Annotated in this window: 19 protein-coding genes and 1 pseudogene; 15 read left to right on the forward strand and 5 right to left on the reverse strand. The window is 41.8% G+C overall.

Features of this window, described 5'->3' with window-relative positions:
- The first annotated feature begins 21 nt into the window (after nt 1-21).
- The 12 genes and pseudogenes from TH606_RS07180 (at nt 22) to hflX (ending at nt 17,904) form a co-directional block, all read left to right on the forward strand.
- Entirely contained in the window at nt 22-597 is a 576-nt protein-coding gene (locus TH606_RS07180) for a YfiR/HmsC family protein (RefSeq protein WP_068542411.1), read from the forward strand.
- Nucleotides 581-2,443, forward strand: coding sequence for a response regulator (locus TH606_RS07185; RefSeq protein WP_068542413.1), 1,863 nt, complete (start codon nt 581-583; stop codon nt 2,441-2,443). The genes TH606_RS07180 and TH606_RS07185 overlap by 17 nt, the downstream gene beginning before the upstream one ends.
- 65 nt (nt 2,444-2,508) lie before the next feature.
- On the forward strand, nt 2,509-5,361 hold the full coding sequence (ileS, locus tag TH606_RS07190; RefSeq protein WP_197460525.1) for an isoleucine--tRNA ligase: 2,853 nt from the start codon (nt 2,509-2,511) through the stop codon (nt 5,359-5,361).
- On the forward strand, nt 5,328-5,801 hold the full coding sequence (gene lspA / locus TH606_RS07195) for a signal peptidase II (RefSeq protein ID WP_068542415.1): 474 nt from the start codon (nt 5,328-5,330) through the stop codon (nt 5,799-5,801). Before ileS ends, lspA begins: the two co-directional genes overlap by 34 nt.
- A gap of 418 nt (nt 5,802-6,219) precedes the next feature.
- Entirely contained in the window at nt 6,220-8,088 is a 1,869-nt protein-coding gene (locus TH606_RS07205; protein WP_068542419.1) for a tetratricopeptide repeat protein, read from the forward strand.
- A 92-nt stretch (nt 8,089-8,180) separates the two neighbouring features.
- The gene (gene groES, locus TH606_RS07210; RefSeq protein ID WP_013907992.1) at nt 8,181-8,471 is read left to right on the forward strand and encodes a co-chaperone GroES; all 291 of its coding nucleotides are present in this window, start codon (nt 8,181-8,183) and stop codon (nt 8,469-8,471) included.
- A 45-nt stretch (nt 8,472-8,516) separates the two neighbouring features.
- On the forward strand, nt 8,517-10,133 hold the full coding sequence (gene groL / locus TH606_RS07215; protein ID WP_068542421.1) for a chaperonin GroEL: 1,617 nt from the start codon (nt 8,517-8,519) through the stop codon (nt 10,131-10,133).
- A 283-nt stretch (nt 10,134-10,416) separates the two neighbouring features.
- Nucleotides 10,417-10,920 carry a hypothetical protein gene (locus TH606_RS07220; protein ID WP_068542423.1) on the forward strand — a complete coding sequence of 168 codons (504 nt, stop codon included), beginning with the start codon at nt 10,417-10,419 and terminating at the stop codon, nt 10,918-10,920.
- Between the two features lie 209 nt (nt 10,921-11,129).
- The gene (locus tag TH606_RS07225) at nt 11,130-12,398 is read left to right on the forward strand and encodes a M48 family metallopeptidase (RefSeq protein WP_197460526.1); all 1,269 of its coding nucleotides are present in this window, start codon (nt 11,130-11,132) and stop codon (nt 12,396-12,398) included.
- A 293-nt stretch (nt 12,399-12,691) separates the two neighbouring features.
- Nucleotides 12,692-13,675, forward strand: a complete 984-nt coding sequence (locus TH606_RS07230) for a hypothetical protein (RefSeq protein ID WP_068542427.1) — start codon at nt 12,692-12,694, stop codon at nt 13,673-13,675.
- Between the two features lie 169 nt (nt 13,676-13,844).
- Nucleotides 13,845-16,102, forward strand: a pseudogene (locus TH606_RS07235) (ribonucleoside triphosphate reductase).
- Between the two features lie 125 nt (nt 16,103-16,227).
- The gene (gene hflX, locus TH606_RS07240; RefSeq protein WP_068542431.1) at nt 16,228-17,904 is read left to right on the forward strand and encodes a GTPase HflX; all 1,677 of its coding nucleotides are present in this window, start codon (nt 16,228-16,230) and stop codon (nt 17,902-17,904) included.
- A 65-nt stretch (nt 17,905-17,969) separates the two neighbouring features.
- On the opposite strand, the gene TH606_RS07245 is transcribed toward hflX, so the two are convergent.
- Both TH606_RS07245 and dtd read right to left on the reverse strand, forming a co-directional pair.
- A complete protein-coding gene (locus TH606_RS07245; protein WP_068542433.1) occupies nt 17,970-18,782 on the reverse strand; it encodes a 50S ribosomal protein L11 methyltransferase in 813 nt (270 codons plus the stop codon).
- A complete protein-coding gene (gene dtd, locus TH606_RS07250; protein WP_068542435.1) occupies nt 18,782-19,231 on the reverse strand; it encodes a D-aminoacyl-tRNA deacylase in 450 nt (149 codons plus the stop codon). The genes TH606_RS07245 and dtd overlap by 1 nt, the downstream gene beginning before the upstream one ends.
- Before the next feature lie 52 nt (nt 19,232-19,283).
- Here dtd and TH606_RS07255 point away from each other — a divergent pair, with 52 nt between their 5' ends.
- Nucleotides 19,284-20,051 carry a DUF72 domain-containing protein gene (locus tag TH606_RS07255; RefSeq protein ID WP_068542438.1) on the forward strand — a complete coding sequence of 256 codons (768 nt, stop codon included), beginning with the start codon at nt 19,284-19,286 and terminating at the stop codon, nt 20,049-20,051.
- Here TH606_RS07255 and TH606_RS07260 read toward each other — a convergent pair.
- Entirely contained in the window at nt 20,041-20,733 is a 693-nt protein-coding gene (locus TH606_RS07260; protein WP_068542440.1) for a YggS family pyridoxal phosphate-dependent enzyme, read from the reverse strand. The two genes, TH606_RS07255 and TH606_RS07260, sit on opposite strands and share 11 nt — an antisense overlap.
- Nucleotides 20,723-21,130, reverse strand: coding sequence for a hypothetical protein (locus TH606_RS07265; protein WP_068542442.1), 408 nt, complete (start codon nt 21,128-21,130; stop codon nt 20,723-20,725). The genes TH606_RS07260 and TH606_RS07265 overlap by 11 nt, the downstream gene beginning before the upstream one ends.
- A gap of 128 nt (nt 21,131-21,258) precedes the next feature.
- On the opposite strand from TH606_RS07265, the gene TH606_RS07270 reads away from it, so the two are divergent.
- Together TH606_RS07270 and TH606_RS07275 are read left to right on the forward strand one after the other, a co-directional pair.
- The gene (locus TH606_RS07270; RefSeq protein ID WP_068542444.1) at nt 21,259-21,750 is read left to right on the forward strand and encodes a CarD family transcriptional regulator; all 492 of its coding nucleotides are present in this window, start codon (nt 21,259-21,261) and stop codon (nt 21,748-21,750) included.
- A 3-nt stretch (nt 21,751-21,753) separates the two neighbouring features.
- Nucleotides 21,754-22,788 (forward strand): PIN/TRAM domain-containing protein, encoded by a 1,035-nt coding sequence (locus tag TH606_RS07275; protein ID WP_082863563.1) that lies wholly within the window; start codon nt 21,754-21,756, stop codon nt 22,786-22,788.
- Here the strand turns inward: TH606_RS07275 and TH606_RS07280 are convergent.
- The gene (locus tag TH606_RS07280; RefSeq protein WP_068542446.1) at nt 22,785-24,014 is read right to left on the reverse strand and encodes a molybdopterin molybdotransferase MoeA; all 1,230 of its coding nucleotides are present in this window, start codon (nt 24,012-24,014) and stop codon (nt 22,785-22,787) included. The genes TH606_RS07275 and TH606_RS07280 overlap by 4 nt on opposite strands.
- Between the last annotated feature and the right edge of the window lie 99 nt (nt 24,015-24,113).

The raw sequence follows: 24,113 nt of genomic DNA on the forward strand, positions 1-24,113 counted from the left end.
TAAAAAGTGGGTATTAGGTTTTTGCTAGTATTAATTATTATTCTTTTCATTTTTTGGGGAAATAAAGTTTCCCAAGGGAGTTCATTAATTACCATAGAATCTCAAAAAGCTCGTCTTACATTAACCCTTTTGACCAAGCTTATAAAATTAGAAAAGAATCTAAAACGGAAAAAGAGAATAAAAATTTTGGTATTTTTGCCCCGAAATAAGACTGCATTCCAAGACCAAAATGTTGTAAATGAAGCTATTAAAAACTTTTTAAGTGAGAAACTTGATATATTTGAAGCTATTTATGTAAATAAAGTGGAAGAAGTCCAAAATGTAATAGAAAAATTTATGCCAGATATAATTTATATTGGAGGGATGTCACCTCAAATTGAAAAGCTTATAGACCTGGCTAATAGTAAAAATATTTTAACTGTAACTCATATTTCTGAACTTGTTTATAAAGGAGTTGCTATTTCTCTAGATTTAGAAAGGAGAAGAGCTTGTATTTTAGTAAATAAATATGCGTGGCAAAAATTAAAATTATCCTTTCCTGATATAGTTTTAGAAAAGATGTCTTTTGTAGATAACATAGATGCGAAAAATATCTAAAAATATATCATTAAAAACTTTTTTTGTCTTAGCAATAATTTTGTCTTTTTTGATAACTATTGGTACTATCTTGTGGGGTACTTATATCTTGAGGCAGCAACTTTTGCAAGAAAGAGAAAAAACTATTCATCTCTTATTAAGACAAACTGTTCAAACTATAGTTCCTCCCCTTAAGTATAAAATAAAAAGCGAAGTAGAAAGAGCCCTGAAAGACTTGTTAAAATTTGAATTTATAAAAGGTGTTAAAGTTGTATGGAAAGAACCTCAGGTTTACAGTGAATTAAAAGAAATAGATAATTTAAATGAACGAGAAAAAAATGGAAAAAGAGAGATTTTTTCTATTGAAGTAGGAGAGTTTGAAGGTGAAAAGATTATATATAAATTCCATGATAAAAGCGGACTTGATGGAATTTTAGAAGTTGTTATTAATGATAAATCTTATCAAGAGCTTATTAAAAATGTAATAATAAATTTTATAGCTATAGGTCTTTTGTCTGCTACGATTCTTTGTCTAGTTATATACTTTTTTTATTATTATGCTACAATTCCTATTATTAGATTAGCAAATCATCTTAGAGAGATTAAGTCTGAGAATGAATTGACAACTTTTCCTGATATAAAAGGTCCAAAAGAAATAAAAGAATTATTATCAGCTTTTAATGAGCTAGTAATAAGTATCAATAAGTATCGTAGAGATCTTGAAAAAATTTTAGAACAATGGAAAAATGAAGCTAAAAGATCTGAAAGTGCTAGCCAAGCAAAAACGAGATTTTTAGCTAATGTTTCTCACGAAATAAGAACACCTATGACGGCAGCTATAGGTATGTTAGAGATATTAAAAGAAGAATATCCTCATTTTGATAAAGAGAAATTTAGTCATTTAGAAAAGTCAATAAAAAGTTTGAAGTCACTCATTGATGAAACACTTGATTTTGCAAAACTTGAAGAGGGCGTTGAAGAAATAAAAGAAGAGATATTTGACTTTAGAGAATTTATTAATGAAATAAAATATTTATTTTCACTAGAAATAGAAAAGAAGAAATTGGATTTTGAAATATTTATTAGCCCTGATATTCCTAAAACTTTTAAAGGTGATGTCTCAAAAATTAGGCAAATTTTGATTAATCTGCTCTCAAACGCCATCAAATTTACGGATAAAGGTAAAATTTCCCTTAAAATTTTTCCTGAAAAGGTGGGAGAAAAAATTGTCTGGCTTCATATTTCAATCAAAGATACTGGTTCTGGTATAGATCCCGCGGACCTTGAAAAAATTTTTAACCCATACGAAAGGTTAGATGACTCTTATCGCAAACCATATCCTGGAACGGGTTTGGGGTTAGCAATCTCTAAAAGATTGGCAGAACTTCTTGGCGGAAAGCTCTGGGCAGAAAGTGAAGGAATAGGGAAGGGAGCTACTTTTCACTTGTTGATCCCTCTTAAAAAGGCAAGTGAAAATAGATTGCTGAAAAAAGAAATTCCTCATACCCTGCGAGGAAAAATTCTTCTCGCAGAAGATAATCCGGTTAATCAGCTTTATTTCCGCCGTGTTCTTGAAAAACTGGGACTCACCGTGGTAGTTGCCTCAGATGGTATAGAGGCCTTTGAAAAGGTCTCTCAACAAAGTTTTGACCTGATAATTTTAGATATTCGTATGCCCGGTTTAAATGGTTTAGAGCTTGTTAAGCGTTTGCGAAAAAAGGGTTTGACTATTCCTATTTTGGCTCTTACGGCTCATAACGTACACGAAATAGAAAAAGAGGCGTTTGCCTCTGGTTTTGACGACTTTTTACAAAAACCTATTTCTCATGAAGAACTTGCCCAAAAATTGGCCAAGTGGTTATCTTAGCTCTTGCTACTTGTGTTTAATCTTTCTACTATGCGGAAAGAACTTAAATGGCTGAGAGGTAAGTTATGAGTGAAAAAATAGAGTGGAAAGATGCCCTTAATCTTCCTCGTACAGGTTTTCCTATGAAGGCCAACCTGGCTAAAAGAGAACCTGAATTTTTGAAGTGGTGGGAAGAGATAGATCTTTATCATAAGATGTTAAGGTACCGAGAAAATTCTGCCCTTTATGTACTTCATGACGGGCCTCCGTATGCCAATGGGCATATTCACATGGGCACGGCCTTAAATAAGGTCTTAAAAGATATAATAGTCAAATCAAGGCACAAAAATGGTTTTAAAAGTCCTTATGTCCCTGGTTGGGACTGTCACGGCCTTCCCATTGAATTAAATGTAGAGAAGGAACTTAAAGTAAAACGCGGGGAGCTTTCCAAGCTTACTATTCGCAAACATTGTCGGGAATATGCCGAGCGCTGGATAAACATTCAACGAGAAGAATTTAAGCGCCTGGGAGTAATTGGAGACTGGGAAAATCCCTATCTCACTATGAGCTATGATTACGAAGCCACTATTGCTCGCGAATTTATAAACTTCTTGGCGCAAGGCTCAGTTTATCGTCGCAAAAAAACTGTTTTCTGGTGTCCACACTGCGTAACGGCCCTGGCTGAAGCTGAAGTGGAATATGAGCCTCACCGCTCACCTTCTATTTACGTGAAATTCCCTCTGGCTGAAGATGCTTACGAAGTGCTTCCAGAAGAGCTTAAAAATGAAAAAGTCTTCATTGTCATATGGACCACCACACCCTGGACGCTTCCGGCCAATCTGGCCATTGCTTTAAACCCTGAGTTTAAGTATGTGGCGGTAAAGCTTAATGATGAAGTTCTAATTCTTGCTGAAGGCAGGCTTTCTGCCCTGGCAGCGGAATTAGACTTAGAAAAGGTGCCTTCCATTGTAGCCTGTATTAAGCCTGAGGATTTAGAGAGGAAACACGCCAGGCATCCCTTTTTAACTCGTGAGTCCCTTATTGTCCTGGCTGATTATGTAACTCTTGAGGCAGGAACAGGTTGTGTGCACACTGCCCCTGGCCACGGTGAAGAAGACTATGAAACAGGCCTTAGATATGGTCTCGATATTTATGCTCCGGTGAGCCCTGAGGGTTTTTTTGATGAAGATATACCTGAAATTGGCGGAAAACACATTTTTAAAGCTAATGATGAAATTATTGAAATACTTAAACGTGAAGGCAAGCTTTTACATGTTTCAGAGATAGAGCACAGCTATCCTCATTGCTGGCGTTGTAAGAAACCGGTTATCTTTCGGGCTACTGAACAGTGGTTTATTTCCATGGAAGCCAATAATTTGCGTAAAAAAGCCCTTGAATGGATTGAGAAAATCCGCTGGATACCCCACTGGGGAAAAAATCGTATTAAAAGCATGATTGAAAAGCGGCCTGACTGGTGTCTTTCTCGCCAGCGCTCCTGGGGCGTGCCTTTAACCGTTTTTATCTGCAACCAATGCGGCGAGTTTTTAAAAGACAAAAAGTACTACGAAAAAGTCTTGGCCCTTTTTGAAGAAAAAGGGGCTGACGTCTGGTTTGAAAAAGATGTCTCTGAGCTTCTTCCTGAAGGAACAATTTGTCCGCAGTGTGGCAGCCGGGATTTTCGTAAAGAAGAGGACATTCTTGATGTCTGGTTTGATTCCGGCGTTTCTTTTGCCGCGGTCCTTGAAAGGCGAGAAGAATTAAAATTTCCTGCTGACCTTTACCTTGAAGGTTCAGACCAGCATCGTGGCTGGTTCCATAGTTCACTTCTCTGTGCCGTAGGCACTCGCGGGCGTGCTCCCTATGAGGCTGTTCTTACCCACGGTTTTGTGGTTGACGGCCAGGGACGAAAGATGTCCAAGTCTCTGGGAAATGTTATCCCCCCGGAAAAGATAATCAAACGCTATGGGGCGGAGATTTTACGCCTCTGGGTAGCGGCAGAAGATTATCGTGATGATATTCGCCTCTCCGATGAGATACTAAAGCGTTTAACAGAGGCCTACCGAAAGATTCGCAATACGTGTCGCTTTATGCTGGGCAATCTCTACGATTTTGTCCCAGAAAAGGATCTGGTGCCTTTAGAGGAACTTCCAGATTTTGAACGTTATATACTGTTTCGTCTTTCAAAGCTTATTTCTCGCTGTCTTAAGGCTTACGAGGACTACGAATTTCATATTGTCACCCATGGTATTCACCAGTTCTGCGCCGTGGATCTTTCAGCCGTTTTTATTGATATCAGCCGGGATACCCTTTATTGTGAGAGTCCTCAATCTTTTTCACGTCGGGCAGCTCAAACCGTGCTTTATCACGCCTTAACTGCTATCACCAGGCTTATGGCGCCTATACTCTCTTTTACCGCTGAAGAAATATGGCGCTATATACCAGGTGAGAACAAAGAAGAAAGTGTTCATCTGGCCTCTTTTCCTGAGCCCTTTATCACCGAGCTTGGTGATGATTTTATTGATAAATGGGAAAAACTTATGGGCATTCGGGCTGAAATCACCAAGGCCTTAGAAATAGCCCGTAAAGAGCGAAAAATTATCGGAAACTCTCTTGAAGCCGAAGTAATTTTAACGGCAGCTTCAGAAGAATTACTTGCTTTTCTTAAAGCAAATCAAGATATCCTGGCTTACCTAGCCATTGTATCTAAACTTTCAGTAGCCGAAAAAATTGAACCTCAAGAAGATGAAGTCTTTTATCAGGGTGAAGAGATTCCGGAACTCAAAGTTCTGGTGAAACGGGCTCCCGGGGAAAAGTGTGAGCGTTGCTGGAAGTGGAGCGAAGAGGTTGGCCAGAATGAAGAAGGCCTCAAGGTGTGCCCTCGTTGCTATAAGGTGCTTAAAGAATCATGGCAAGAATTTCTCAAAAGTATTTCTTCATAACTGCCCTGGTAGTAGTTTTTTTTGACCAGGTAAGCAAATTTTTATTTCAGCAAATTGTTGCCCCTGGAGAGGCCAAAGTTATAATACCGGGGTTCTTCAAGCTGGTTCATGTGTGGAACCCCGGGGTGGCTTTTGGTTTTTTTGGTAATCATCCTGCCTGGGCCAAATATCTGTTAATGGCTGTTAATTTGATAGCGGCTTTAGGATTATACTTTTTGGCTAAAGATAAACCAAAGCAGGTTCAATTTTCTGCTGGCCTGGTGGCTGGTGGAGCTATTGGTAATTTTATTGATCGGGTTTGCCATGGCCAGGTGTTTGATTTTCTTGATTTTCATATAGGTCCTTATCACTGGCCGGCCTTTAATCTGGCGGATTCTGCTATCACAATGGGTGTTTTAGGGCTTATTCTGATATTTTCTCGTGAGGATAAGCTAAAATAATATTAATTAGGAGCACAAAACATATAACAACAATTGGAAACCGTTATTGCGAGCCCCCACTCCGTCATTACTAGTGGAGCGTAGTATTTTTTTATGAGACTGCTTCGCCTGTCACGAGCGAAGCGAGGGATCTCCTCGCAGTGACAATATGGAAGTTATTGCGAGCCGCGCTTCCCACTTCGTCATTGCGAGCCACGTTCCCCTTCTCGTCATTGTGAGCTACGTTCCCCTTCTCGTCATTGCGAGCTACGTTCCCCTTCTCGTCATTGCGAGCCACGAAGTGGCGAAGCAATCCCTGCCCCGAGTGGTAGCTAAGGGATCTGAGATTGCCATGGCGCTACGTTGCTTTGTGATGACGTTTTATCATGTAAAAATTTTAGATTAATAATTTTGGTTACTTATTTCGATTAAAGAATACATGAGACTTAAACTTAAATTTTTCCCTGAAATTCAAGAGGGCTTTTATGCCCTTTCTTTTGAAGAAATAAAAAATAACGTCAGGCGAATATTCAAAAATGCTTTTTTGATAGAGGGAAATAAACTAGAAATAGGCTTGGAAGAACTGTTTCGAGCCGAAAAATTTTTTTCGTCTTTACAAAAACTTTTAAATTCCTCTGGTAAACCTTTGCCCGTATCCCTCGTGCCAGAAGAAAAAGAAGGTCTTTTTAGGCCAGGTAAAATTTACCTTCTACCTGAGACGGCCAAGAAATTACGTAATCAAGTTAAAGACTGGCCTTATCCTGCCAGCCTTATCCCCTGGCAAAAATTTTACGAGCTAGAAATTCCCTCAACCAAGGATTCCCCTTCCAAATTTCCCCTTAAAGACTTGCTCTTATTAGGGCCTTTTCCAGTATGCCCGCTTTGTGGCTTGAGATGGCACAAGTCCACCAATTGCCCGGGCGTAAAAGGAGAATTTTTTGAGTTTCCGTCTTTTCTTTTAAATAAAACTCCTCAGGCTATGCTTACTTTTTTCCTGGAAACATTAACAAATAAGGCATCTAAGGAATCTTTCAAGTTTTGGAGTAAGCGCCTTTTTTATCTAAGGCCAGGTGTACTCAAAAATATTCTAGCCGCTAATCCAGAAACATGGGAAAGAATGCCTAGGAAAGGGCTTTCTGGCCCGGGGGGAAATTTTTCTTTAGCCCTTGAGGCCCTTTATCATGGACATTTAGATGAAAGTAAAAGGCGTTTTAACGAAGTTGATTCTTCGCAGGAACTACTTGCCTTGTTAGGGCTTATATTTGTGGCCATGGTAAAGGGTGATTATGCTGAAGCTATTTTTAACATTGAGAAAGCCAAAACCCTGGCTCAATCTCCTTTTCTTAAGGCTTATCTCTCTTTTTTAAGGGGGTGGCTTAGTGAAATAGACAACAAACACTTTGAAGCCGAAGAACATTATAAAGAAGCTTTAAAGCGAGACCGCACTTTCTGGCCGGCCAAGTATCATCTGGCAAGAATTTACATCAAAATTTCACCTAATAAGGCCAGGAATCTCGCTTTAAGCATGACTTCAATATCTGAAGCAATTCCTTTATTATTAAGTGAACCCTTGTTTATACCCTTCTCTTTAGAACTTGAGAAAGAGATAGAACTTTTTTTTGAAAGTCGTCAAAGAGAGGCCATCAGAAAGCTTGCCCAGGCAGAAAACGCATTAAGACCAATTACAAAAACTATTCCTGAAGAAGACAAAAATATTTTTCAGGAAAGGATCAATGAACTTCGGGAAAAAATATATAACGGCGGGTTTAAAGACCTTATTTGGGCGGAACAAAAAGCAATGGAACTCAGCCTGGAGCTCCAGGGTTATCTTTTCCGCAAGGTAAAAAAACTGCGTGAAAAGTATAAGGAGCTCAAAATAGAATACGAAAAATATGAAAATTATTGGAAAAATTATCCTTATCGGCAGGATGCCCAAGAATTTAAATCAATGCTTGACTCTATATTAAAAGACTTAAGAAGTCTCAATACCCTGTTTGAAGGTAACGCCTCTAAACGTTTAAAACAGATTCAGCTCAAATCAAAGCAAATAGAAAAAAACCTGGAACTTCTAGAAAAGAAAAAACAGGAGCTTGAACAAAGACGTAAATTTTTAAAACAACTAAATTCTTTCGTTAAAATATTTGTCATTTTAGAGAGCCTTCTTTTTGGAATCTTTGCTGCTATTCCCTTTATGGAACATTTCTTTAAGGTGGAAAAACCTCCCTTTTTTTCCATTGAAGCCTTCCTGGCTTTTTCTCTTTTAATTTTATTGTTCTCACTTTTTTATGCATTGCGTCAAAAAAATTAAAAAATTCCCTCTTGCCAAACCAAAAGGCGTGATTATATTAGCAGCCAGCTAAGGTGAGTGCTAATAAAAATCCCAAAGGAGGGGGTATGAAGATGAAAGTAAAACCGCTTCACGATCGTATTCTTGTGCAGCGCATTGAGGAAGAAGAACGCACCAAAAGTGGCATAATCATCCCGGATACCGCTAAAGAAAAGCCTATTATGGGTAAAGTTATTGCGGTAGGTGATGGCCGTATCCTTGAAAACGGCCAGAAGTTGCCTCTCAGCGTAAAAGAAGGCGATCGTATCCTTTTCGGCAAATATGCCGGAACCGAAGTCAAGATTGAAGGTGAAGAATATCTCATCATGCGTGAAGACGATGTCCTTGCCATTATTGAAGATTAATTAATTCCCTAAAAACAAAAAATTTGAAAAAAGGAGGTTGGGAATATGGCGGCAAAAGAAATTCTTTACGGCCAGAAAGCTAGAGAAGCTCTGCTCTCTGGTGTAAATAAACTTGCTGACGCTGTAAAAGTAACCCTTGGTCCTAAGGGCCGTAATGTAGTACTGGAGAAGGCTTTTGGTTCTCCTACCATCACCAAAGACGGTGTAACCGTAGCCAAAGAGATTGAGCTTGAATGTAAGTTTGAAAACATGGGTGCTCAGATGGTAAAAGAGGTGGCCTCCAAGACCAGCGATGTGGCTGGTGATGGTACCACTACCGCTACCATTTTGGCCCAGAGCATCTTCCGTGAGGGCACCAAGCTCGTTACCGCTGGTATCAACCCTATGGCTCTTAAGCGCGGGATTGATAAGGCCGTTGATGTAGTCGTAGAAGAACTTGAAAAGCTTGCCAAACCCTGCAAGACCCGTCAGGAGATTGCTCAGGTAGCTACCATTTCTGCCAACAATGACCCTGAGATTGGAAACATCATTGCCGACGCCATGGACAAAGTCGGCAAAGAAGGTGTTATTACCGTTGAAGAGTCCAAGAGCCTTGAGACCTACCTTGAAGTAGTTGAAGGTATGCAGTTTGATCGTGGTTATATTTCTCCTTACTTCGTAACTGACCCAGACAAGATGGAATGCGTCCTTGAAGACGCCTACATCTTGATTTACGACAAGAAGATTAGCTCTATGAAGGACCTTCTGCCTGTCCTTGAGCAGGTGGTGCGTTCTGGCAAGCCTCTACTCGTAATTGCTGAAGACGTAGAGGGTGAGGCGCTGGCTACCCTCGTAGTCAACAAGATCCGTGGTGTGCTTCAGTGCTGTGCGGTGAAAGCCCCTGGCTTTGGTGAACGCCGTAAAGCCATGCTTGAAGACATCGCCATCTTGACTGGTGGCCAGGTGATTTCTGAAGAGCTTGGCTTCAAGCTTGAAAATGCTACCCTTGACCAGCTTGGCCGGGCTCGTCGTATCATCGTTGACAAAGAGCACACCACCATCGTAGATGGTGCTGGCTCCAAAGAAGCTATTGAGGCTCGTGTAAAGCAGATTCGTGCTCAGATTGAAGAGACCACCTCTGACTATGACCGTGAAAAGCTTCAGGAGCGCCTGGCTAAGCTCGTGGGTGGAGTAGCGGTTATTTACGTAGGTGCCGCCACTGAAACCGAGATGAAAGAGAAGAAGGCTCGGGTAGAAGACGCCCTTAACGCCACCAAGGCCGCAGTAGAAGAAGGTATCGTGCCTGGTGGTGGAACGGCTTTTATCCGCTGTATCCCTGCCCTTGATAACGTAAAAGCCGAAGGTGACGAACAGCATGGTGTTGACATTATCCGTCGGGCTTTAGAAGAGCCTCTGCGTCAGATTGCCTTTAACGCTGGCTTTGAAGGCTCCATTATTGTAGAAAAAGTGAAAGCAGAAAGTGGCGCTGTAGGCTTTGATGCGGCTACCGGTGAGTTCAAAGACCTCATGGAAGCTGGAATCATTGATCCCAAGAAGGTAAGCCGTACGGCCCTTCAGAACGCGGCTTCCATCTCTGGTCTCTTACTAACCACTGAGGCCATGGTGGCTGAAAAGCCCAAGGAAGAAAAAGGCGGAAATACCCCGCCAGCTCCTGAATTCTAATAAAGTCTAATAAAAGGCGGCCGAAAGGCCGCCTTTTTATGTTTTTTAGAAAGTTCTTCTCACCTCCGCGACATTTTTTGTCAACTCGACAAAATTTTCCTGAGACCTGTGCTTGTCCTAGCAAAGCGAAACTCTTATTGCGAGGCCTTGTCATAAGCCGAAGCAATTTCAATCAAAACAATCTCTATCCAAGAGCGAGCCTCAAAACCTAAAAATTTTTATATGCTATGACCTGGCATCTATTTTGTATTTTAACCAGGTAAAAAAGTAAAGGAGGCAGATCATGAAGAGGATATACTTGTTAGCTATTATGATGTTTTTTATTTTAACCTCTTCGGCTTTAGCCCAAGCTCCAAGAAACTGGGGTTGGTGTGGAGGGTGTGCAGGTATTTTTGCGGATATGATATGTAGTGGTACTCCGGTTACAATTTCTGGTCAGGTAGTGGGGGTATCTCCGGGGCGAGGATACATCCTTAATGTAAATGGTGAAAATGTTATTGTAAGTGGTATGGGGCCAGTGTGGTATTGGAAACGTTTAGGTGTGCTGAGACCAAGAGTTGGAGATATCATCACCGTTGATGGGTATCAGGTAACTTTAAGAAGTGGAGAGACGGTTATTTTTGCTATAAATGTTACTACTTACGATGGTAGAACAGTTCAACTGCGAGATCCAAATACTTGTTGTCCCCTTTGGTTTAGAAAAAACTTTAGAAACCCTCAAAATTTTAAGAAAAATAATTTCCCTTTGAGACAGAATTATTATAACCAGCCTTATAATCGGCCTTAAAAAAAGATATGGGCCCGATCTTAATTTGGACCTCTTCGTCTTGATCGGGCCTCTTCGTTGACCTGACAAACTTTAAAAACTTTCTTATATTTGATTCTATGCGCTATTTAATAATTTTTACTTTACTTTTTATTATATCCCTTCCTAGGCCCGGTTTTTCTCTGATGAGCCCGGAAAATGAGGCCAAGCTCGGCCAAAAAGTTCTTAATATGCTTAGGAAGCAAAATTCTTTGGTGGAAGATCCTGAGGTTATAAATTATGTGGCGCAGGTAGGCCGAAGAATAATTGCCCATATAGGCCCCCATTATTTTCCCTTCCGCTTTTATGTAATAAAAGATCCAAGTCTAAACGCCTTTGCCTTGCCAGGGGGTTATATTTTCGTAAATACCGGCTTACTTGAAGAGATAGACCGCGAAGACGAACTAGCCGGAGTAATTGCCCACGAATTGGCTCATGTTCAGGCCAGGCATCTGGCCAAGCGTATTGAAAAGCTTACCAGGCTAAATCTGGCCACCGCGGCGGTCACTATCGTAGGGCTTTTGCTAGGGGGCGGGCAGGCCGGGCAGGCCATTGCGGTGACTTCTTCTGCTTTAGCTACCACTAAAGCCTTAGCCTATAGCCGGGCTGATGAAGAAGAAGCAGACCGCCTGGGTTTTGAGTATTTGACAGCAGCTGGTTATGACCCAAAGGGTTTTATAGATGTCTTTAATAAGATTTTGCGGCACCGCTGGCTACTTTCAGAAAATATTCCTAGCTATCTCCTGACTCACCCTGGTACCGCTGAACGCATAACCTATCTTGAAAGCATGATTGATTATTACAAACCAAAAGTAACCTATAAACCCGACCCTTTTAAACTTAGAAGGATACAGGTTCGCGTTAAGGTATTAACCCACGATGCAGGCGATCTGGTCTTGAGATATCAGCAAGAGCTTCAAAAAAGTTCTGATGACCCTATGTTACACTATGGCTTGGCCCTTTCTCTGGCCAAGCTTAGGCGGTTTAAAGAGGCTATTAATGAGCTTACAAAAGTAATTCAAATGCTTCCTGAAGAGGATGACTTTAAGCTTGATTTGGCTGAAGTTTATTTTCAGGCTGGCCAGTATAACGAAGCGATGGCTATTCTTGAAAAGTATGTCAAACGCTATCCATATCGGAAAGGTGCTAAATTTTTGCTGGCCAGGTGCTATCAGGAGACTAAAGACTATCAAAAAGCGCTAACTATCTTTAAAGAACTTGAAAAAGACTTTAATGAATATCCAGAATTCCATTATTATTTCGGGCAGCTTTATTCAGCTTTGTCTAAATCAGGTCTGGCCCATTATGAATTTTCTTGGTATTTCCGTCTTAAAGGAGACAAGAAAGTGGCCTTATATCATTTGCGCCAGGCGTATAAAAAGTTGCCTCCTGAGAACCCTTTGCGTTCTGAAATAGCCACTAAATTAGCCGCCTCTTCAAATAAATCAAATAAAAAATAGCTCTTGTAAATATCTAGGCTTGTTTTTTGGGCTGCTCCATTTGTCCGAAGAAAGTCATAGTGGAGTTTTTTCCCGCGGTGTCATTGCAGGTTTTTTCTAACATGTCATGGCGAGCCTTTCTTCCTGTTGTGTCATGGCGGGCTTTTCTCCTACCCTGTCATCGCGAGCCACAAAGTGGCGAAGCAATCTCTCATCTTAAGGTCAAGAGGTCTGAAGTTTGAATTATGCAAAGCCATTTAATACCGTATTAAATCCAATTTAAAAATTTTTTCTTCATAAACGAAAAGAAAATTATGGAGCCCTTTAAGTTTTTCTTTTTAGACAGTTTCTTTCATCCACGTCCAGAAGGATTTCTGTTTGTAGTAGATAGGTTCAAGGCCTTTGCCATTGGCAGCGTCTTTGTTCTCCTGGGGCTCTCTGGCCTCCTTATGACCCCTAAGTTTGGCTTTGGCCTTCCATTTCTTAGTATCCTTTACGGAGCGTTACATTTTCCATTAGCTCTAAAGAATAAAGCTTTCATTTCATCAAAATACCTTGAGCTTTCCGGTCTCTATAGCCGAAAAATTATTCCTTTAAATAGAATAGATTTTTTCTTTCTAGATAGCTTAAAAAGAAGTTTTTTTCTGGGATGTCAGCTTAAAAATAAAAAGCGTTATATTCTGGCTGCTTTCAGGCCTCCAGGTGGAGAAGTAACAGCTTATAGAGTTGTAGATGAGCTTGAAAAGTTAAAAATCCCTTTTCGCGACGAAACCCTTTGGGAAATATCAATGGCCAATTCCTCTCTTCAGGATAAGTTTCACCTGCTTTCTCAGAGAAAAGCCCTTTTGAAATCCTGCTTTCGCGAAATGCCAAAGGATTTTCTCATTTTTGGTGCTTTTTTCTCCCTATTTGCTCTTTTCATAGCCTTTATTCTTCCACCAGAAGCCCCAAAGCCTATAAAAGTAGGATTTCCGACTTTTGCTCTGGTGATGGCTCTTTTGTCTTTTTTAACACTAGGAAAAGACGCGTTCATTTCATGGGAAATAGAACTCCTAGGAGGACGAATTTTTATCAAAAAACTACTTTTTGGAAGTTTCATTCTCTCAACCCATCAAATTACTAGGCAAGAAATTCTCCGAACCATTCCCAGGCCCTATATTTACCGTCCTGCTCGTTACACTGATTTTACTAAAGGGCTTACGTTCCGAATCATCACCAAACAAGGGGTCTTTTCTTTGGGGGCACTTCTCAGCCGAAAAGATATTGAAAGATTAAATTCTTTTATAAAAAATTTTTAAAATCCCCCATCTACTTATACCTGCCTGATCCATTCTTACTATGTACAAGTGCCCAAAATATCGTAGAGGCTATATCAGCCAATAAATACAAGATATTGTGTGCTATCATGTTGACAGCCCCAATAAAATGGGATAGCTTCGAAACTAAGTTTTTGAGCAGGGGGGCAAGATGGAGCCTTTAGTAAGGAAACGTGATGGTAGTTTTGTGCCATTTGATAGGCGCCGCATAGCCAATGCGGTCTTTAAAGCGGTAAAAGCCGTAGGCAAAGATGACCGTAGAATTGCAGATGAGATTGCCGATGAGGTATCCTTAAAACTTTATCGCAGCTTCTTTAAATTTGGTAATGTTCCTCACGTAGAACAGATTCAGGACCTGATAGAAGATACCCTCATTGCCCATGGCCACGGTGACATTGCCAAAGCTTACATTCTTTATCGTGAAAAGCGTAAACAGGCCCGAGAAATTGGCAAGGCCATTGTTGACGGCATAAATCTCATTGAAGACTATCTCACCCAGGAAGACTGGCGTGTTCAGGAAAACTCAAACATGAATTATTCACTCCAGGGGCTTAACTTTCATATCTCTTCTTCAGTAGTAGCCCGCTATTGGCTCACCCGGCTTTACCCTGCAGAAATAGGCGAAGGCCACCGTGAAGGAGATTTTCATGTTCACGACCTGGGTATTCTTGGTCCTTATTGTGTTGGTTGGGACCTTTATGATCTTCTTCTTCGCGGTTTTGGTGGGGTGCCAGGTAAAGTAGAATCAACTCCTGCCAAGCACTTCCGCACAGCCCTGGGGCAGATTGTAAACTTTTTTTACACCTTACAGGGAGAAGCAGCTGGAGCCCAGGCTTTCTCAAACTTTGATACTTTATTGGCTCCTTTCGTGCGTTACGACAGGCTTTCTTACCGTGAAGTAAAACAAGCGTTGCAGGAGTTTCTCTTTAACGTAAATGTGCCCACAAGAGTAGGTTTTCAGACACCTTTTACAAACCTCACCATGGACTTAAGAGTTCCTGAAAACCTTAAAGACCAGGCGGTAGTTATTGGCGGAGAGTTAAAAGAAGAAACTTACGCCGAGTTTCAAGAAGAGATGGACATGATAAACCAGGCCTTTTGTGAACTCATGATGGAAGGTGATGCCAAAGGCCGAATTTTTACCTTTCCCATACCCACTTACAATATCACCGCTGATTTTGATTGGGAAAATGAAAAGCTCGAACCTCTCTGGGAGATGACACGCAAATACGGTATTCCCTACTTTGCCAACTTTGTAAACTCGGATATGGACCCTAACGACGCTCGCTCCATGTGTTGCCGCTTACGTCTTGATAATCGTGAACTCAGAAAACGCCTGGGAGGGCTGTTCGGCTCAGCTCCACTTACCGGCTCTATTGGGGTGGTGACGCTAAATTTACCCAGGATAGCCTATCTCGCCACCTGTGAGGAGGACTTCTTTGACCGTCTCACAAGGCTTATGGAAATTGCCAAAACCTCTCTTGAGATAAAACGTAAAGTTATTGAGGACTTTACGGAAAAAGGTCTTTATCCCTATTCTAAGGTCTATCTTGCCAGTGTTAAAGAGCAGACTGGTGCTTACTGGACCAACCATTTTGCCACCATTGGTATTCTTGGGATGAATGAGGCCTGCCTGAACTTTATTGGTGAACCTATTTACACCGAAGCTGGCAAAGAATGGGCCAAAAAGGTCCTGCTTTTCATGCGGGAAAAGATATTTGAGTTCCAGGAAGAGACGGGAAATCTTTACAATCTAGAGGCCACCCCAGCTGAAGGGGCAAGTTACCGCCTGGCCAAAATTGATAAGAAGAAGTTCAGCCGTATTATCACGGCTGGCACTGACGAAGTCCCTTACTATACTAATTCTGTCCATCTGCCGGTGAACTACACCGACGATATCTTTGAAATTCTCACCCATCAAGATGAACTTCAGACCCTTTTTACCGGGGGAACCGTGGTTCATCTTTTCATTGGCGAAGAGATTCCTGATACAAACATTGTAAAACAGCTGGTGCGCACCATTGTAAGCCGCTTTAGACTTCCTTATTTTTCCTTAACTCCTACTTTTTCCGTCTGTCCAGTTCATGGTTACATACCAGGTAAACATGTGGTGTGCCCTTATCCTCACACTGAAAAGGAACTCGCTCTTTTCGGACGAGAATTGGAACTTAACGAATTAGATCTAGCGACCCTGGCTGATAAGGCCTATCGCAAAATAAACTAAAGGAGGAAACCATGGAAAAAAGACCTGTCATGCCCAAAGTAAAGGTCAAAGCTGTACCAGTTGAGGTATATTCCCGGGTGGTGGGTTATTTTCGTCCGGTCCAGAACTGGAACAAAGGCAAACAGCAGGAATTCAAAGAAAGAAAGCACATTCCTTTAACTCGCCTGAAAGGCTGCTGCCGCTAATAAAAAGGGGGCTCTGCCCCCTTTTATTTTTTAGGTTCCCTGCATCTTACTTCTTTAATATTTCGACTTATGTTATAATTAAACAAAAATTAGCGCCAAGGAGGGCCTAAACTCCTTAAAAATTTATGAGCAAAACTTTATATGGAAATACTTCAGGTCTAAAACCAAGTCAATTAAAACGTCTTGAAAGGCTTTATCGTCGCCGTGTTAACCCCTCACAGATTATTTCCCATGAATTAAGCAAAGAACTAGCGGCCCTTTCCTACGAACTTAACCGCCAGCTCGGTATTTTGATTAACCGGCGTGGTGAAATAGAATTTGTTATTGTAGGAGACCACGGGCGCATAGTAATTCCAGCTATTACCCGTTATCGTGAAAGTACTGGCAGGCTAAGAGGGCTCCGCCTGATTCACACCCATCTTTCCCATGAGGGCCTTGACCAGGATGACCTCCTTGACCTGGCTTTTCTGCGCTTAGACCTTATAGGCGCCCTCATGGTCAGAAAAGACGGTTTCCCAGGGAAAATTTATCTGGCTCACCTGCTACCCGCAGGAGAGAACGGAAACCATTACGGCTATTTACCAGCTGTTTACCCATGGGAGCTTAAAGAGAATTTCTTAAGCCTTATAAACTCCCTTGAAGACGAACTTGAAAAACAGCGGCCTTCTAAAGAGGTAGCTGACACCCAGGACCGGGCCATTCTCATAAACGTTACCACGGGTTCAAAAGCTGAAGCAGAAGAAAGCCTTGCTGAGCTAAAAGAGCTGGCAAGAAGCGCAGGAGTTACAGTGCTTGATACTATCATCCAGCGTCGCCATAAAGTAGACCCGCGCTATCTTATGGGAAAGGGTAAGCTTTCAGAACTCATTATCAGGGCTATGCAGGTTTCGGCCAATCTCCTGATTTTTGACCAGGAGCTTACTCCATCTCAGATTCATTCTATAACCCAGGTCACTGAACTCCGCGTGATTGACCGCACCCAGCTTATTCTGGACATTTTTGCCCAGCGTGCCAGGAGCCGCGAAGGTAAAATTCAGGTAGAAATGGCCCAGTTACGCTACCTTTTGCCTCGCCTGCGTAGCCGTGACGATGCCTTCTCCAGGCTAACTGGTGGCATTGGCGGGCGAGGGCCAGGGGAAACCAAACTTGAAGTTGACCGCCGTCGTATTAAAGACCGCATCGCAAGACTTGAACGAGAGCTTAAAAACATATCCTCCCAGCGTAAGTTGCGTCGTAAACGCCGCCGCCGAGAAGGGCTTCCAGTGGTAGCTATTGTGGGCTATACCAACGCGGGGAAAACTACCCTCTTAAACCAGCTTACGAAAAGTGACCTCTTGGCAGAAGACAAGCTATTCGCTACCCTTGACCCGGCTAGCCGAAGAGTGCGTCTGTCAGATGGTTCTTTCGCCATTTTTACTGACACTGTAGGTTTTATAAAAGACCTTCCTAAAGACCTTGAAAGGGCCTTCCGCGCCACTTTAGAAGAGCTTTACGAGGCAGACCTTTTGCTCCACCTGGTTGATGCTTCAAGCCCCTATTTTGAAGAACATATTCAAGCCGTAGAAAAAATCATTGAAGAGATGAAACTTGAACATATACCAAGACTCCTCGTATTCAACAAAATAGACCTGCTTGATACCTTTGAAGTGGAAGCCTTAAAAAGGCGCTACCAGGCTGAGGCTATATCTGCTCTTAATAAAGAAACTTTTAAGCCTTTGCTTGAAAAAGTGAGTTTCATGCTTCTTTCTGGGAAGAAATCAGAAATAAGAGAAGAGTATCAATTTGAATTACTTTCCAATTAGTTAATACTTGCTTGTTATCCAGATATCGCCGTGGCAAGGCCTTTCGTGGCGACAAAGCCTTTTCTTTAAAAAGTAATTCTTAGAGCTGCCCAGCCTTCTTTTATTTTTTGAGCAGATATTTTCCCTTCTGGGAATAGGCTTTTTACCTCTTTAATTTGCCTGGCTGTAAAGCCTGAAATAATTAGAGAACCGTAAGGTCTGAGGAGGGGAGGGATTTTTGGGCCAATAGTCATTATAGTGCTGATGGTTAAGTTGGCCAAAACCAGGTCAAAAAAATCAGGATGAGCACAATCGTAAGAACCCTGAACGACGAGGATATGTCTTTCATAACCGTTGGCCAGAACATTTTTACGCGCTTCAATGGCAGCCCGCCGATCAATATCAGCGGCCAACACCATTTTTGCTCCCAGTTTGGCGGCACAAAGGGCAAGGATACCGCTTCCTGTGCCCAAATCAAATACTTTCATGGCTGGTTCTTTGAGCATGGTTGAAGCTAAGAGTTCTACACATAACGAGGTAGTAGGGTGGAAACCACTGCCAAAGGAAAGGTCACTTTTTATAACGATATCCCCTGGCCTGGCTTCAACCCCTTCGCCAGGGGAAACAAGAGAAAGTTTGTCATTGTAAACTAAGCGATAGCCATTTACAGGTTTTTCAGTGGGGAAAAGCCCGGTTTCAAGGATGTCAGCGTGGGGCAAGGCCAGAGAAAGCCTTTCAAGAATATGGTCAATTTCATCTGTTTGAAAAACCAAGGTAAATTTTTCCTGGTCTTCAAAGATAAAAAGAGGGTTAAGGGCACTTAATGTATCTGGTGATAAAGAGCCCTCTTTGGCAAGTTTTATGTGCAGGTATGATTTCTGGCCTTTCTGGTGCTCCATTAAAAAACCCTTTGACTGTCAAGAAGTATGGTTACTGGCCCATCGTTTATAAGTGATATTTCCATATAGGCACGAAATTTCCCGGTTTTTACCGAAATCCCCTCGGCTCTCACGGCCTCAGCCAGGGAAAGATAGAGCTTTTCAGCAAGTTCTGGCGGAGCAGCCTTGTCAAAGGAAGGGCGGTTTCCTTTGCGGCAATCTCCGTAAATGGTGAAGTTTGATACTAAAAGTATTTCACCAGAAATGTCTTTTACGGACAGGTTTAATTTGCCCTGGTCATCTTCAAAAATACGAAGATTTACAATCTTACGGGCAAGGTAATCTACATCTTTGCTGGTGTCTTCCTTAGAAACCCCTACCAACACTAAAAAGCCACGGCCAATGCTGGCTATTTTTTCACCTTCTACAACTACTGAAGCCTGCTTTACCCGTTGGATAACCGCTCTCATGAATGATTATCTTAATAGCGAAAAAATTTTTGCCTAGGAGAGGGGGCCAAAAATGAAAAAAATTTACGTGGGAACCTGCGGCCAGGTGGTCTCCTGGAAAAAGTTCTTTGAACTTTATTCTGCCCTGGAAATAAATGCCACCTTTTACAAATTTCCAAGTGACAGGCAAATTTCAAACTGGCACAAACATATCGCTACAGGTAAAGAGAAAGGGGCGTTTGTTAGCTTTAAAGCCCACCAGCTTTTTACCCATCCCGTCAGTTCTCCTACTTGGAAGCGCTCAGAATTTGGGCCAGAAGAAAGAAAAAAGATAAAAGATCAGGTAGGCTGCCTTAAACTTAATGACTTCACTATAAATTACCTGGAAAAAACCAGAGAACTTGCCCAAAATATCCTGGCAGACTTCGTTTTATTTCAGCTTCCAGCGACCTGTGCTGCTCAAAAAGAGAATTTCATAATCTTTTTTAAAGAAGTTTCTAATTTTTTGGCCTGTTCCAAAGGAATTGAGATACGCTGGGAAGATTTAGACTTACTGGATAAGCTTTACGGTGCTTTGGGAGTTGTTCCGGTTTTTGACCCGTTTTTGTGGCCAGGTCTGCGGGAATATTTCTTCCCATACATTGACTTTCTTTATCTTAGGCTACACGGGCAGAAAGATGAACGAGGCCGGCTAATTTATAATTATCGTTATCAGGATGAAGAATTAAACCAACTTAAAAGCTGGTTGTTTGAAGCTAAGGCTTCTAAAATAGTAGTGTTATTTAATAACGTCTATATGAAGGAAGACGCCTTGAGGTTTAAAGAGATGCTTACTTTTTAGGCCGTGGCCCAAAAAGGGCGGTTCCCACGCGCACAATGGTAGCCCCTTCTTCTACAGCCACGTGAAAATCGTGGCTCATACCCATGGAAAGCTCGCGAAGTTTGGCTTCAGGGAAACGCCTCTCAATATCTTCTTTGAGTTCTCTTAAACGAACAAAAAAGGGCCTTACGTCTTCTGGGTTTTCTCGATATGGTGGGATGGTCATAAGGCCTTCTAAACTAAGGTGAGAAAGGCTTAACACATATTCCACCAGGGCTGGTAAATCCTCCGGGGCAACGCCTGCTTTGGTTTCCTCACCGCCCACGTTTACTTCAATGAAAACCGGAATAATCTTTTCATGCCTTGCTGCTCGTTTTTCAAGTTCAGCGGCAATGGCCTTGCGGTCAACGGTTTCAATAAGGTCAAATATTTTTATAGCATCTCTGGCCTTATTACGCTGAAGATAGCCTATTAAGTGCCAGGTTAAGGGGAGATCAGCCAGGGCTTCTTTTTTCTTTTTGGCTTCCTGGACATAGTTTTCTCCGAAAAGAGAAAGCCCAGCCTCAAAGGCTTCGCGAATTTTTTCGGGAGGTTGGGTTTTTGAAGCACCAAGAAGCTTTATTTCCTCGGGTTTTCGCCCAGCCTTCTCTGCGGCTCTGGCTATTTTTTCACGAATAGCTGTTAAACGCTCCTTAATGCCCATGACTAAACCTTAACCATAAATCCCAGATTATAGCCAGCATAGAAAAGAAAAAGATTATAAAATAATTCCATCTCTCTTTAGAAACTTTGATGCTGGTTACGAGATATTGCAAGGCCTCAAAATCTTCGTCCGAAAGATTGCGGCGGTGTTTAAGTTTATTGAGCAAATCAAGTTCTTCAATGGTTCTCTTACGGCGGCCGGTAACATAAGCGCGAAACATGAAAAAAAGCATATTACCCAAAACACCTATATACCAGAAAACCGTTATAAGTTCTGGACGGTAGGCCTTGGCAATAAGGATTAACCTTAAAGAAATAGCCCCGGTGAGCCCTACTAAAAAAGCAACCCAAGGCACCCAACGAGGCAATCTATGTGGCACGTGGTAATTTTCACTCATGTACGAAAAACATAAAACTATTGGACTCCTTTGCAAGGGCATTTGGCCAGGCCCAAAATCAAAATTCGTTCACAAAGCCGTCTTTTAATGGTAAAATTTAGCAAATAATTTAAGGCGGGAGGTTTGCCATGTTCAGTGTAGGAGACATGGCCGTTTATCCTGCTCATGGCGTAGGGGTCATTGAAGCAGAGGAAAAAAAGGTCATTGGTGGTAAGGAGAAAATTTTTTATGTGATGCGCATTCTTGACAACGATATGACGGTTCTCATCCCTAAAGACAATATTGACCGCATCGGCTTACGAAACATTATCTCTAAAGAAGAAACCGAAAAAGTCTATAGCATCCTTCAAGAAAAAGATGTTTCTTTAAATCATCAAACCTGGAACAGGCGTTATCGTGAATATATGGAAAAAATTAAAAGCGGCTCTATCTTTGAACTCGCCCAGGTTTTAAGAGACCTTTATCTTATCAGCTACGATAAACAACTTTCTTTTGGTGAGCGCCGCATGCTTGAAACCGCTAAAAGTCTTCTGATTAAAGAACTTTCTTTGGCTGAAGGAAAGCCTGAAGCTGAAATAGAAGACAAAATAAATGGTCTCCTTTCAAATCATGGAGGATAATTAGTGCTGAAAAAGGTTCTTACGGCGGCCCTTTTTGTAATATGTGCTTTCCTAGGTTTTTTCGCCTTTAAGAACCTGCCTTACGCTAGCGAGCATTCCTGGTTTTCCTATCTGGGTTTTTTAGTAGGCCTGGGGGTAGCAGCCCTGGCCATTTTTATTGAAAAGGTATTCCGTAAAGTTCCTCTTCCTGTAATAATCGGTGGGGCTGTAGGGCTTTTTCTTGGCCTTGGGGTAGCAAGGCTTCTTTCCTTAGTTTTTGAACAGCTAAACTCTGGCCTATTTAGTGCCTTTCTGTACGGGTTACTTTCGGTGTTTTTTGGCTATTTGGGGCTTGTTTTAGGGGGCAAAAAGTTTCAGGAAATTAAAATGCCAGATAGCGTGAGTAATGCTGTTTCTTTTGTCTCTAAAAAGTTTCAGAGGGAATGTCCCAAGGTAGTAGATACCAGCGCTATTATAGATGGCCGCCTGGCAGACCTTTGTGAAACCGGCTGGATTGACGGCCCGCTTATTATTCCCAGCTTTGTCCTGGCTGAACTTCAGCACATTGCCGATAGTACTGACCCTCAAAAACGTGCCCGCGGCCGCCGAGGGCTTGATACTCTTCAGCACATTCAAGATTCTGGCACAGTTGAAGTTCGTATCTTAGAAATTGATTATCCCAAAATAAAAGAAATAGACCATAAGTTAGTGGAACTTTGCCGAGAAATCGGGGCCAAACTTATTACCACTGATTATAATCTTAATAAAATTGCCCGGCTTAAAGGTGTTCCCGTCTTAAATGTAAATGAACTGGCCATGGCCTTAAAACCTATAGTTACTCCTGGTGAGACTTTAAAAATAACATTGGTCAAAGAGGGAAAAGAAAAGCATCAAGGAGTAGGTTATCTTGATGATGGAACAATGGTCGTAGTAGAAAACGCACGCCATTTAATAGGCAAGGAAGTAGAAATAATAGTTACCAGCCTTTTACAAACCCCTTCTGGCCGTATAATTTTTGGCCGCTTAAAGGAATCGCAGGCCAAAAAAGCCGTAGCCTAGGGCAATAGAAAGACTTCGGCTAATTCGCCTTCATATATCCCTTCAGAATTTTCAGGAATACGCAAGAAGCCATGAGCTTCAGCCATAGAGGAAATAAGGCCGCTTTTTTTAAAAATTGGTGAAGCTACCATTCCCTTTTCAGTTAAAGATAGACTCACTCTCACATAATCCTCCCGTCCAGGAGTGGAAGGGATATTGCGCGAGGCATAAGCCAAAATCTTTTTCAAAAAAAGATGTTCTTTTTTAGCTCCCTGCAAATGGAGCAATAGAGGTCTTACCATGATGTAAAAAATCAAAAGAGCACTGGCTACCTGGCCAGGTAAACCAAAAATGGCCTTGCGCCCTATCTTGGCAAGGATAGTTGGTTTACCAGGCTTAACCGCCACCCCATGACAAATAAGCTCTGAGTGCGGTAAACGCGAAATAGCTTCTAAAGTGAAATCTCTTGTTCCCACAGAGGAGCCACCTGAAATAAGCAAAACATCATTTTCCTGGATAGCCTCTTCTACCCTGGCAAAAAGTTTTTCTTTGACGTCAGGTACTATTCCGTAAAACTTAGGGATAGTTCCAGCTTCTAATGAAGCAGAATAAAGGGTGTAAGAGTTTATGTCTCTAATTTTTCCAGGCACAATGGCTTTTTCGGGAGAGATTAACTCGTCTCCTGTTGAAATAATCCCTACCTTTGGCCTTTGCCCTACCTCTACTTGAGTGATACCCAGCCCTGAGAGAACTCCGATTATAGCCGGGGTAACTTTAACTCCTTTCGGGAAAACGACTTCATCTTTTTTGAAGTCTTCCCCTTTGAAAATGACATTTTCATAAGGGGCCACAGGTTTTTTAACTTCAAGAAGGCCTTTTTCTTCTTCGATGTATTCAATCATAACGACAGCGTCTGCTCCTTCAGGGAGCATACCCCCGGTGGCAATGCGAGCGGCTTCACCTGGGGCAAGGGAAAAGGACGGCTCCTCTCCCATGGCTATCTCGCCCTTTACTTTTAAAATAACGGGCTCAGATTCCCTGGCGCCAAAAGTATCTTTAGCGAAAACGGCGTAGCCGTCCATGGTGGCACGACTAAACGGCGGAAGGTCCTCGGGAGCGAAAATATCCCGGGCCAGATATCTGCCAAGGGCTTCTTTAAGGCCAACGGTTTCTACAGGTAAAACAGGAAATTTAGTAATTTCTTCCAAAACCTCTGCCACCTTTTTAACTTTGAAAAAAGTAAACATATTTCGCTTAAATAAACTCTATAGTTAGTAGCTTTTTTAAGCATAGCTAACTTGCTTAAAAGTTCAACGGACATAGTGTTTCGTCAACTGTGTCCGCAG

This window comes from Thermodesulfatator autotrophicus (assembly GCF_001642325.1).
Lineage (GTDB): Bacteria > Desulfobacterota > Thermodesulfobacteria > Thermodesulfobacteriales > Thermodesulfatatoraceae > Thermodesulfatator > Thermodesulfatator autotrophicus.